7 protein-coding genes are annotated in these 13,525 nt (G+C 35.7%); 2 read left to right on the top strand and 5 right to left on the bottom strand.

From position 1 onward, the window contains the following. Positions 1-313 precede the first annotated feature (313 nt). From ACRD7B_RS19450 to ACRD7B_RS19465, 4 genes are all read right to left on the bottom strand, one after another. On the bottom strand, positions 314-1,363 hold the full coding sequence (locus ACRD7B_RS19450) for a LacI family DNA-binding transcriptional regulator (RefSeq protein ID WP_430826310.1): 1,050 nt from the start codon (positions 1,361-1,363) through the stop codon (positions 314-316). A gap of 174 nt (positions 1,364-1,537) precedes the next feature. After that, positions 1,538-2,938: a glucuronate isomerase gene (gene uxaC, locus ACRD7B_RS19455; RefSeq protein WP_430826311.1), complete on the bottom strand. Its 1,401-nt coding sequence runs from the start codon at positions 2,936-2,938 to the stop codon at positions 1,538-1,540. 16 nt (positions 2,939-2,954) lie between these two features. Then, the gene (locus tag ACRD7B_RS19460; RefSeq protein ID WP_430826312.1) at positions 2,955-4,445 is read right to left on the bottom strand and encodes a UxaA family hydrolase; all 1,491 of its coding nucleotides are present in this window, start codon (positions 4,443-4,445) and stop codon (positions 2,955-2,957) included. Positions 4,446-4,455: 10 nt separating this feature from the next. Continuing rightward, positions 4,456-5,895 (bottom strand): tagaturonate reductase, encoded by a 1,440-nt coding sequence (locus tag ACRD7B_RS19465; protein WP_430826313.1) that lies wholly within the window; start codon positions 5,893-5,895, stop codon positions 4,456-4,458. Positions 5,896-6,326: 431 nt separating this feature from the next. Here ACRD7B_RS19465 and ACRD7B_RS19470 point away from each other — a divergent pair, with 431 nt between their 5' ends. Further along, entirely contained in the window at positions 6,327-7,013 is a 687-nt protein-coding gene (locus ACRD7B_RS19470; protein ID WP_430826315.1) for a hypothetical protein, read from the top strand. 209 nt (positions 7,014-7,222) lie between these two features. Here ACRD7B_RS19470 and ACRD7B_RS19475 read toward each other — a convergent pair whose 3' ends face one another. Then, complete coding sequence (locus tag ACRD7B_RS19475) at positions 7,223-11,617, bottom strand: hybrid sensor histidine kinase/response regulator transcription factor (RefSeq protein WP_430826316.1); 4,395 nt, start codon at positions 11,615-11,617, stop codon at positions 7,223-7,225. Between the two features lie 280 nt (positions 11,618-11,897). On the opposite strand from ACRD7B_RS19475, the gene ACRD7B_RS19480 reads away from it, so the two are divergent. Beyond that, positions 11,898-13,514, top strand: a complete 1,617-nt coding sequence (locus ACRD7B_RS19480; RefSeq protein ID WP_430826317.1) for a glycoside hydrolase family 28 protein — start codon at positions 11,898-11,900, stop codon at positions 13,512-13,514. The last annotated feature ends 11 nt before the right edge of the window (positions 13,515-13,525 follow it).

Consider the following 13,525-nt stretch of genomic DNA (forward strand, 5'->3'; position numbering starts at 1 on the left):
AGTTCTTCGAATATTTGCCGTAGCATATAGAGAAGAGCCATTTGTGAAATTATCTTGCTAAAAACTTGTTTTTATCTTAGAATGCTCGATGACCGCAGCCCGGTACAAATAAATTAAAAAAACAAAGACCGGGTATAGTCGGTTATGAGCGAGGAGAGTGACCGCACTTCGGTTAACTCAGTGACCGAAGGTGAGCAGCTTTATTTTACTCCATATAAGACTAACGCTGAAAATAAGGCTGCGATAGCCTGGCATGAACTTTTGCTGACGCGGGATGAAGAACACCTATGGACCAAGTCAGAATGGACTATACTTATAAACCTTCGTAATAATCTATGTTTTGACAATTTAAAACGTCAATCGGTAAGTAATTAATGTCAGCTATTTTTTCTTTTCTAAAGATTGCATTAAACATGAGCATAACTGCGTTGTAACCTTGCGATTTAGATTGTTGACCAATTAAGATATCGATAACTCCTTCTTTTAGAAACTGGATGTTTTCATCAAGTGTGTCAAAACCAATGAGCATAATGTTGGTAATATTACTTTTTTGAAGTATGGAAGCTATTCGAAAAGCGCGTGAGTTTGGAACATAAATAGTGCTTGTGTTGGGGTGCTCCTTTAAAAAGCCAATTAATTGTTTTTCGTATGAACGATTATTCGTATCAATTTTTAGATTTAAATGATGAATAACCGGTTGGACGAATTTCTTGTTTTCAAAATAATTTATAAAACCTTCTATACGGGCATGATGATGTGAATATTCCTGTTGTTCTTTTGAGATATAGGTGATTAAAACTTCATGTTTCTCTCTTAATGCCATCTGACAGAGACTGGCTGCTAATTTACCTGCACCGAAGGCATTTTGCCCAATAAACGATAATGGAGTAGCTTCTGAGTGGTGAATGTTGATATGAATATAAGGGATGTTTAATGTTTTAAGTTTTTCTGCGAATATACCTGATTCATTAAAAAACATGGGAACATAAATTACACCATCAGCTTTGCTGTCAATAGCAATTTTACAAGCTCCGTTAAAGGCATCCACACGGGGCGCGAAGTAAATCTTCTCAATTGCTAACTTAAATGATGATAGTTCTTTAATGGCCTTATTGATTCCTGCATCTGGTCGTTCCCAATATTTCGTTTCTTTGGGATCAGGAAGAAGACAAATGATTTTCAGTTCCTTCTTAAGAGCTAAGTTACGTGCTAGTATATCAGGTTCATATCCCAATTCTTTAACCGCTTTTTGAATTTTCTCCGCTGCTTTATTTGAGACTTTACCACGTTGATGTATAAAGCGATCCACCGTGCCAGCTGATACTTCTGCTTTTTTTGCAATATCGACTATTCTGATTTTCATATGCCTTTAATCTGTACTCAATTGTCATATGGAACTCGCCAATTCTAATCATACCATTATGCGAGATATTATTCCCAGGCTCGTTTCATGCTTTATAAAATAAGGACGCCAGTTCTAAACCAGCGTCCTGTTCTTTCAATTGTTGCATTCAAAGAAACTATTAATTGGGAAGAATTAAAAGTTGAAATAGTTTTTAGCATTGTAATAACAGATGCCTTCAACGTATTCCTTCAATAGTTCCATATCATTTGGAATTAGGCCTTTTTCAACATCTTCAGCTAAAAGATTACAAAGAATACGGCGGAAATATTCATGACGACTGTAACTCAAAAAGCTTCTGGAGTCAGTCAACATTCCTACGAAGCGACTTAATAAACCAAGGTTTGAAAGGGTATTTATTTGCTTTTCCATACCATCTTTCTGATCCAGGAACCACCAGCCTGAACCCCATTGTATTTTACCTGCTATTTTACCATCCTGAAAATTACCTAGCATGGTGGCATATACTTCGTTGTGTGAAGGGTTTAGATTATACAATATGGTTTTGGTCAATTTGTCTTCTGTGGCCAAACGATTTAAGAATTTAGAGAGGTCTTTTGCTACCAAATCATCACCAATTGAATCAAAGCCAGTATCAGGGCCAAGCTCATTGTACATTTTGGTATTGTTATTACGAATAGCCCCAATATGGAATTGTTGTGTCCAGCCTTTGTTGTGGTCCATCACTGCCAGTTCGTATAAGACTGCTGATTTGTATTTTAATATTTCGGACTCAGTCAATGCTTCCTTATTTAAAGCCTTGGCGAAAATAGCTTCAATTTCCTGTGTGGTGAAGTCCTCGCAGAAGAAGCGGTCCAAACCATGGTCAGATAATTTACACCCCATCTGTTCAAAAAAGTCCTGACGAATTTGCAATGCATTTAATAGATCAGAATAGTTTAGGATGGTCGTACCTGCCGTTTCTGCTAATTTGGAGATATAAGCATTAAAGTCATCCAGCTTTTCAATGGCCATGGCTTTGTCGGCTCTCCATGTTGGAAATACTTTTGTGTCAAACCCTGAGTCTTTTATCATCTGGTGCCATTCCAGTGAATCAACCGGGTCATCAGTGGTGCAAATTACTTCTACATTAGCTTGTTTAATCAAGCCTTTACACGAGAATTCAGCGGTTTGTAATTTAGCATTACAATCGTCCCAGATCTCTTTTGCCGTGTTTTTGTTTAAAATTGTTTTAATGCCGAAGGGCTTGTTCAATTCCAGATGTGTCCAATGATAAAGAGGGTTGCGTAAAGTATAAGGTACGGTTTTGGCCCAATTGTAAAATTTATCCCAATCGCTTACATCACCCGTTATCTCATTTTCTGGAATGCCATTGGTGCGCATTGCACGCCACTTATAGTGATCGCCATATAACCAAGTTTGAGTTAGGTTTTTGAAATTAACATCTTCGGCAATTTGTTGCGGAGGAATATGACAGTGATAATCAATAATTGGCAGGTTGGCTGCATATTCGTGATACAATTTTTTCGCGACATCGTTTGATAATAGAAAGTCATTGTGTATAAAAGTGCTCATTGTTATATCGTTTTAATTAAAGGGTAACGCCACTCTTAAAAATGGCTATCTCCTTAAAGTTTGTTAGTTCGTGTTTTAATTTTTTACCATTGGCAATTTCAATTAGAAAATCTGTGAATTCCTTTCTTAACTCATCCATACTTACTGTACCATCTACTAAGCCGCCGGCATTAAAATCCATCCAATTGCCTTTGTGATTAAATAGTTGTGAATTTGTTGCGATTTTCATGGTTGGCACAAAGCTGCCAAATGGGGTACCACGTCCAGTAGTGAATAAAACCATCTGACAACCAGTAAACCCTAATGCAGAACTGGCAACTAAATCATTGCCAGGTGACCATAGTAGGTTAAGTCCAGGTGTCTTTATTTGATCGCCATAAGCAAGCACGTCACTCACAATGGCATCGCCACCTTTTTGAACGCAGCCTAGTGATTTTTCTTCTAGTGTAGTGATGCCACCATTTTTGTTGCCAGGTGAAGGATTTTCATAAATGGGTTGATTACTTGTTCTGAAATAATCTTTAAAACCATTGATTAAATCAACTGTCTTGCAAAACACATTCTCAGTTTCGGCCCGCTCCATTAAAATCGTTTCGGCACCAAACATTTCAGGAACTTCGGTCAGCACGGTTGTGCCTCCTTGGGCCACCAACCAATCAGAGAAGCGTCCTAATAGGGGATTGGCAGTAATTCCAGAGAATCCATCGCTACCACCACATTTTAATCCAATTTTAAGTTTGGATACAGGAGCTGTTGTGCGTTTATCATTCCTCATCTGTTCACATAGGCTTTTAACAATTTTCAGCCCTACTTCTACTTCGTCTTCAACTTCTTGAGAAATTAAAAAGTGTACTCTATCTTTATCCCATGTGCCAATGATTTCTTTTAACTGTGAAGTCTGGTTGTTTTCGCAACCCAATCCAAGCACTAAAACACCGCCTGCATTTGGGTGTTTAATGGCAGCCGCTAATGCTTTTTGTGTATTTAAATGGTCACCACCTAGTTGAGAACAACCGTACTGATGACTTAATACCAAGATGTCATCCAAATGGCTGGTGTCCGTTTCAGCTTTTAATTGATCTACAATGAGCTTGGCTTGACCGTTTACACACCCAACTGTGGGGATAATCCATAATTCATTGCGAATACCTACATCACCGTTTTTTCGCACAAAGCCTTCGAAGGTGCGTTGTTCCTGAGGAATGTTTAAGGCCTGTCCTTTAGGTTCGTATTGGTATTCAAGGTTTTCATCAAGACCTGTTCGCACATTATGCGAATGAACGTGTTGTCCAACTTCGATCGCTTCCTTAGCTATTCCGATCGAGTAGCCATATTTAATAATGTGCTCATCCTTTGCGATAGTTGAAACGGCTATTTTATGACCTTGAGGAATGTCATTAGCTACCCTTATGCTGGAAGCGTTATGCGTAATAATTGTATCCTTCTCAATTGCTTGGAGTGCAACAATTACATTATCACCCGGATGTATTTGAATGTATTTGCTCATGATTTACTTTTTATTGTGCCATTTTAATTGCCGATTGGATACCATTTTCCATAATCTCAGTAATGTTTTTGCTTACCACCTCCGTTAAACCCTCGATGGATGATAAATCAGTGTTCCAGATTTTTTGATTTGATAAAATGGCAGCAGTTAATGATTTGTATGACTGCATATTTTCCCATTCATTTTGTATGAATTCAATATGTTCTTTTGTGTCGTTAATCGTGAAGTCAAGATGGTTGTATTTTCCTCTATAAAGAACAATAAGTGCAGCTAATGAGAGTGATAATTTAGCTGGAATTTTACCATTACTGTTGTAGCAGTCAAACAATGAAGGGTAATCGCGAGTCATCCATTTAGACAATGAATTAAGCGAAATGTCTTTTAAGAAATGACGAATATAGGGGTTGAAAAAGCGCTCAAGTATTTCATCTGCAAATATGCCAAGGTTTTTTTTATCACCTTCAATGTTCGGAATAATCTCATTGGCGACCATACCATTTATAAATGCTGAAATTACTTTGTCGTCAAAAGCCTCCTTTACTGTTTCATATCCACTTAATAAGCCAATTGGAACTAAAGCTGTGTGTGATCCATTGAGAATGCGCACTTTTTTATCGCGAAATTTGGTCATGTCTTCTAACCATACCACATTTAAACCCGCTTTATCAAATGGATACTTTTCTCGAATGTTTAAGGGTGCCTCAATGGCCCAAAGGTGGAAGTACTCTCCTGCAACAACTAGGTTGTCCTCGTAACCAATGTCTTCTTGTATTGCCTTTATATTATCCCTTGGAAATCCGGGGACAATTCTATCTACCAAAGTGTTGCAGAATGTACAGCTATTGTTTATCCAGTTTATGAATCCTGTTTCTAGCTCATGACTTGCGGCTAATTCTAGAACAATCTCTTTTAGAATACTCGCATTTTTGTCAATTAACTCACAACAGAAAAAAGTTAAACCTTTAGCTTCATCACCCTTGAAGTGTTGATATCTTTTAAACAACAGTTGTGTCACCTTGCCTGGGAATGATTTTGGGGGCCGTGCATGGATATCTTCGTTGTCGATACGGCTAATGCCAGCTTCGGTGGTATTGGAAACAACCAGTTCTAATTCAGGATTCAGAATATATTCTTGATACTTTTCGTAATCTGAATAAGGGTTAATGGCGTCCATGATACAATCTACCATTTCTGTTTCCTGCACTGGCTTACCATCTTTTATGCCTTGCAAAAGAACGTGATATAGGTTGTCTTGCTTATTTAGTAAATCAACCATTCCTTTTTCCAATGGCTGTACAACCACAACACCATTATTGGTTTCAAGCGCCTTATTACTTTTGTGAATCATCCAATCTACAAAAGCGCGGAGGAAGTTGCCTTCCCCAAATTGTAGAATCTTAAAATTATAATTATTTGCTTCCGGATATGTTGTTCTATTTAAAGCTTTCATATGTAATTAGTTTAATTATTTGATTAATGAGTATACTTTAATTTAATGCTTGAATTTGACTATGTCCACTTTTTTTAGAGAGATAGCGATACAAAGTTAAAGAAAAAAATGTGTGCGCGCACATATTGTAAAAATGGGTTAAGCCTTTCAGTTTTTACATGGTTTATATTTTTCCAAGAGAATGCGTTATTCAGTCTTTAAAGATGAATGGTCATTTGTGACTGATTTAGAATAATATTCATTTCAAAAATGATGCAATTCAAAAGCAAGCAAATGTGAATAATGGTACTTAGTTTAATTAAGAAATTTATGAAAAGTTTTCATTTGACGGGTGTTTTAAGATAAAATGCCACCCATATAAATTTATGTGCGTTAGTAACTTGCCTATGTTTTAAATAAATGATTTTACTAACTATTAAAAGAATTGTTTTATGAAAAAAGTTTACACTTTATTAAGTGCCCTATTCGTAATGGGAATTGTGACAGGGCAAGTATGGAATGTGTCATCTGATGCTTTTAATGCATTAGGGACTATTACGACCGAAACAAGCGTATCTGGTTTTACAATTTATGCTGCAGCTGACAAAACTGTGATAATTGAAGAGAATAGTAAATCAATGGATGGTATTGATTTTACCCATCGTATGAAACTGGGAGGTTCTGGAAGTTGGACAGATGCGACGACTCCATATGGACGAGTTTTAGGATTTGATGTTACGGGAAGCTGCACTATTACGGTATATGGAATGTCGTCAAGCAGTTCGGCCACACGCGAACTAGTAGTCGCATATGGGGATAAGGACACTGAATTAGGACGTCTTATAACAGGTGGTGCAGTCATTGATAAAGGTGTGTTTAGCCATACTGGAGGTGCTACCAACTTTTATTTATATTCGGCATCCAGTGGTTTTAATGTCTACATGGTAAGTGTAGATTACGCATCATCAATTGAAATAAAAGATGTCAATAAAAATGTAGTTCGAAAAGAATACTACAACGTTAATGGAGTAAATGTGGGCAACAATTTTAATGCTTTAAGTAAAGGTGTTTATATTGAATGTTTGTATTACAGCGACGGATCAAAAAATACAACAAAAGTTTGTAAGACTAGACTATAATAATTTTTGATTTATTTGATTAGATGGGGAAGTATCATATTCCCCTTTTTTTTGATGTTTGATAAGATGCATATCTAATGTTATCTATGATATTGTTAGTTGAGCACAGTAGTAATTTAATTACTCCCTTTCTGTTTATTTGTAAGCAATAACATGCCAAATATATACCGTGAATTACAATGCGCTTATTAACTATTGTTGAACTACGATTATTTATTGAGGTCTTTTTTTACTTTGCTTGGAGGATAGCCATTTAGCATTTTAAATTGTTTCGAAAAGTATTTAACATCAGTATAACCAATTTTATAGGCCGTTTCGGTTACTGAATATCCTTTTTTAAGTAATTCGAGACTGAGCTTGAGTTTTACTTGCCTTATAAATTCAAGAGGGCTAAGGCCAGTTAAACCTTTCACTTTGTTGTATAACACAGTTCGGCTCACGCAGAATTTTTTTGCAACAGAGTCAACAGTTAAATCCTCGGTATAGTTGGCTTCGACATATTTTAGTAGGTTGTGTAAAAACTCCTCATCCTTTGTGTTCACTTTTAGGGTGTCTGGATCAATGGTTTTATTATCTCTATATTTGGAAATAACAAGTTTGCGTTGGCCAATGAAACTGTGCAGTACTGCTCTAAGATGTTGCGACTTTAATGGTTTGGTAATGTATGCTTCGGCACCGGATTCATAACCAATTATTTGATCTTTCATATCCGTTTTAGCTGTAATCATAACGATAGGGATATGGCATAGACTAAAGTTATCTTTTAATTTTTGGGTCATTTCTATCCCGTCCATCTCAGGCATCATTATATCAGTAACAATGGCATCAGGGTTATGTATTTCAGCAAGTTTGAGACCTTCTTTTCCATTTGCTGCCCACAGGCAATTGAATTCTATTTTTAGTTTACTTTGTATATAGTCAGCAATTTGCTTATTGTCTTCTACAACCAAAATGGTATTTTTTTGTTCGTCTAACAAGTCACTTTCTGGCATTGTAAAGTTGAATTCTTCGTTAAATTGCTTATGCGGTAGTGGGGGTAGCTCTATTTTTTGAATGTGCATTACATTAGTCTGATTTAAAAGATGCTTATTGTCAATTGGCATATTAAAGCAAAAACAGCTGCCTTGATCCAGCTGAGAGTTTACTTTAATATCTCCGCCATGCAACTTTGCTAATTCAAATGCCAATGCCAGTCCAATACCGCTGCTACGATGATCATTCTTATTTAGGATGACAAATCGGGTGAAAATATCTGCAATGTTTTCATGAGAAATACCAGGGCCTTCATCCACTATATTTACCAATGCTGTATCTGGATTATCAGTGTCAACTTCAACAGAGACACTTACATTTTTTCCTTTGGGAGTAAACTTAATGGCATTGGAAATAATGTTATAAATTATTGAATCGAGCTTACTAGCATCAGCCCAAACGTCAATACAATCCCTTGTTTTTTGAAACTTAAAATGAATGCCATTATGTTTAGCCAATGGGATAAAGCTTTCGTAAATGCTTTGGGTAAATGAAACCAGATTTATCTTTTGCACATTTAAACTCATTTTGTTATTCTGAATACGCCTAAAATCGAGTAGCTGGTTTACCAGGTGCAGCATTCGCTTGGTGTTTTTCTTCATTAGGCCAAGCTGATTTTGAAGGTCTTTGGTGATGGTGCTATCCTCTAAAATATCTTCCAAAGGTCCAAGGATAAGCGTTAAAGGTGTTCGGATTTCATGTGAGATATTGGTGAAGAAGCGTAGTTTTAAATCACTAATTTTCTTCTCCAGCTTCAGATCTTGCCGATATTTATTAACCCTTATTATTATGCCCCTTGTGAACCATAAGATACCAAAAAGCAATAATACATAGCCCAAATATGCCCAAGTTGTTTTCCACCATGGCGGAGTGATAGTTATGCTGATTTCTTTAGTGTAATTATTCCACCGTCCGCTTCGGTTTGTGTGCTTGACTTTAAAGGTGTATTGGCCATGTGGAAGATTGGTATATGTGGCTTTTGTTTGATTACCTACATAATTCCAATTGCTTTCAAAACCTTCGAGCAAATAAGCATATTGAATCATGGATGGGTTGAGAAGATCGAGGGCTGAAAATTCAAGACTAAAGCTAGATTGTAGATAGTTTAATCGGATGGCATCTGTGAATGATATACTTTGTTTCAAAGGTGAATCTGTCGTATTTACCGCCACATCTTTATTAAACAATTGAAAATTAGTTAACTTAATCAGATTTAGATTGATGGGTGAACCAATTATTTGCGCATCAATTATTTCAACCCCTTCAGAACCGCCAAATACAAGTCTTCCATCGTTCAATTTAAAACACGCACTCTCTGTAAAATTATTAAATGATAGACCATTTGATTCGTTATATATTTCGATTGTTTCGGTTTCCGGATTATAGTGGTTCAGTCCAAATTCGGAGCTAAACCAAAGCTGATTTTGATCGTCTTCTAAAATACCATAGATAACATTGTTTGAAAGACCACTTTTTTTGGTAATGTTTTTGAATTGATTGTGTTCGGTGAGAGGTAATTGAAGTTGAGTTACTCCACCACCAAATGTACCAAACCATAGTCGATGCTCTGAATCTTCGAATACTTCACCTACATCGTTGTAGTTAATTTTCTGTGAATTACCTGATTCCTTGAAGTATGATGAGAAAGTATAACGTTTATTTGTCAAGCTATCCTTTTTTATCACATTTAAACCAAATGCCGTTGCAAACCAAAGATTAGAATCAGAATCACATTTGATTTTTCTAACCTGATTACTTGACAAGTGACTATTTTCATTTGTAAAATGTTCGAATGTTAAGTGTTTTGGATTTTTGTCTGTTACTCTACAAGCGCCATTCCCGTATGTGCCAATCCAAATATTACCTAATTTATCTTGTTCAATACTATAAATATTATTGTTCGAAATTGATGAGCTATCGGCAGTATTTGTTTGGTAATTATAAAAGGTAAGATCCTTTAAGGTTTTTTTGTTGCTACCAATTGGCATTTTACTGACAAATAATCCATGTCCTTTAGTACCAAGCCACATATGGTTTTGATCGTCAACAAACATGCAGTACACATTTGTTGTTTTAAGCGATGACTTGTTGTTAAGCAATGATTGAAGGGTGTGAATTTTTTGGAAATTAGAGTCATAGATATGAATAACTCCATCCTTTGTGCTTAGCCATATATATCCGTTTTTATCTTGATAAACGCAGCGAACCACATTGTCAATCATTTGCTTGATTATGCGCGTAGGTAAGATATGTTTGAAGGCAGGATTGCGTTTTATAACTTTTTCGAGTCCACCTTTGTATTGCCCGGTTCCAAGCCATAACTGTCCTGATAAATCCTCAGTAATACTATGCACAATATTTGATGAAATGGAGTAGTTATCATTCGGTTCATTCTCGTATTTTTTAAAACTATCAGATGGGCGGTGATAAAAAGCTAAAGCTCCGCCGTGTAAACCAATCCACAAATTAGAGTCCTTATCTTCGTAAAAAACATGTCGTTCGCGATCTGTAATACTTATTTGTTCTGGTTCAGTTAATTGATAATAATTTGTTTTTTTATTTGCCAAGTTGAGCTTGGTTACGCCAAACACATCTGTGGTAATCCATGCATCATTAAAGCGATCGAAATAAACTGTTTCAATGTTTAAACCATGTGTTTTTACTTTCGACCATTGTTGATTGGCCGAGTTATACATTAATAAACCTCCATCTTTAAATGCCACTAAGCATGTAGTATCGCTGGAAGAATAGATTTTAGAGATTTGATTTGAGGGCAGTAGTTGATTGTTAGATTGGTTGATGAAGTGATAGGAGTGAGATTTTTTGTTAAAACAAACCAAACCTTGATTGTCAGTTCCTAACCACACCTCGTTATCTAATTCAATTGCAGAATTGAAGGAATAGTTTATAAAATAATGTTCAAAATCAAAATGTTGCTTCTTAACATCCGAATGCTGTAATAGATTAATTCCTCTTACTGTGCCAACCCAAACAGCGGAGTCTTGACTTGAGAAAATGAAGCGTACATCATTGTTGGTTATTGAGAAACGCCCTTTATCACTAATTTGGGAGGAGATATAGGTATTATCAGATGGATTATGGTTTAAGTGATAGATGCCACGCTCGTTGGTGCCAATCCAGATTTGATTTGAATCATATTGCAAAAAGCATGTTGCTTTATTAATCTTTTCATAGTTCGGATCATGATAATCCGGAACGGTCTTAAATGATTCTGTAATTGGATTAAAGAAATGATAATAATGATCATAGGTTTCTATCCAAATATAACCTTGTTGGTCTTGCCATAGGTTAATTACACGGTTATTAATGAAGGTTGAGCTTTTTAATACACTGTCAAATGTTTTGAAGCGGTAACCATCAAAACGGTTTAAGCCGTTCAGTGTCCCTATCCATAGAAAACCATCTTTATCACATAATAGGCTAGCTACAGAATTTTGCAATAATCCATCTTTGGAGTCGTAATGTTCAAACCTAAATATATCTTGTCCTTTTGAGGTGAAGTTTGACAATACTAGGAAAGAAAAAATATATGTAAAAAATCTAAGTTTCATAATCATTTTTAACAATTGTAAAGATAATCTTTAAAGGAAACATAAAGTAAAAGCTTAAAAAATGTATTTTCAATTGTTTTCATAAAAATCTGTAAAAGAGTGTCATGAAAAAATGTCTCCTATAAATTCTTGCGAAATGACTACCATTTTAAGACGATTTGTAGTCCATTTTGTTATTCTACGTACCTTAATTTTACATTATCTGAAATTTAACAGATATTAAATAAAGCGAATTGTTGTCGTGTTGATTATTGTTGAAGTTAATTAAATGATTTTATATATGAAAAAATGTCAAGCATTGTTAAGCGCTAAGCGATGTAATCAAACCTTCTTAAAAAAGGTAACAAGTCTTATCGCTTTTGTGTTTATTATGAACACAGCAATTTATGCCCAGGTGAATATGGTATATAAGGGTGTTGATAATACCGGCGAAATTATTTGTACTGATGTTATTAATGCCACTATCGACTCATTATATACTATTGGAGGTGGTGAACTTTATTTCCCGGCAGGCCAATATTTGTCTGGCCCTATTGAAATGAAAAGTAACATAACTCTAAACTTCGAAGCAGGAGCTATTTTAAAGTTTTCAGATAATTTCGATGATTATTTACCGATGATTGATTCTAGGTGGGAAGGTGTTAGAGTGAAAACTTTTAAATCGCCCATATATGCTCACAATGCTAAAAATATAACACTCAAGGGACGGGGTTTAATTGATGGTAATGGTAAAAAATGGTGGGATTTCTGGTGGCCATTGAAACGTGGTGAACAATCCACAAACTCAAAATGGGAGCAATTATTTTTTGACCATAATAAAGCCTTAATTGAGAAAAACGCGTATTTGCAGAAAATGGGTAATTTTCTACGACCACCATTATTTATGCCATATAATTGTGAGAATGTTCGCATCGAAGGTCTTACTTTTATGAATCCACCTTTTTGGACCATTATGCCCGCTTTCTCTGAAAATATTACCATTGATGGAATCACGATAATTAATCCTGAAGATTCACCAAATACAGATGGAATTGATCCTTCTTCATGTAAGAATGTAAGAATTAGTAATTGCCACATTAGTGTTGGCGATGATTGTATTGTGATAAAAGCAGGAAGAGATGAAGATGGTCGGGAAGCTGCATCACCAACTGAAAATATTACCATAACAAATTGTACAATGATGGATGGTCATGGTGGTGTTGTTGTTGGTAGTGAAATGTCGGGAAGTGTGCGCCGAGTTACAATTTCTAATTGTGTATTTAAAGGCACTGACCGTGGTATCCGTTTTAAAACCATGCGTGGAAGGGGTGGAGTCATTGAAGATGTAAATATTTCAAACATTGTTATGTACGATATCTTAAAGCAAGGTATCATGATGAATATGCGTTATCACGAAACACCTGTTGAACCTGTTTCAGATCGCACACCGACAATCCGAAATATTTCGATAAGTAATGTGCGTATCAATAAGGCTAAACAAGCTATTGCTTTTCTTGGTCTTGAAGAGCGAAGTATTCAAAACATCCGAATAAGTGGTGTTACTATTAATGCCAATCAGGGTATTTTTGGGGAGTATGCCGAAGATATTGACCTAAGTGATATTCGTATTCAGGTGGATAAAGGCATCCCGGTTGAATTTAAAAAATCAAAAGCGATTCAATTGCGCGGTTTAACTGTTACCGGTGATAATTTAAATAAAGGAGCTTTATCTGTTACGGAAGTTAATAATTTACTTATTACCAATTGTTTTCAAACGGATGTAATGCCTTTTTATATGGATATTGATGATGCTTCGGGTCATGTTTACTTAATTAACAATGTGTTGCCGGGTGTTGAGAAGAGCTTAAAAACAAAGACAAAACTGGTTATTCAACAAGGAAATATTCTTAGTAAATAATTATCAGCAAT

The organism is Carboxylicivirga fragile, assembly GCF_050589805.1.
Classification (GTDB): domain Bacteria; phylum Bacteroidota; class Bacteroidia; order Bacteroidales; family Marinilabiliaceae; genus Carboxylicivirga; species Carboxylicivirga fragile.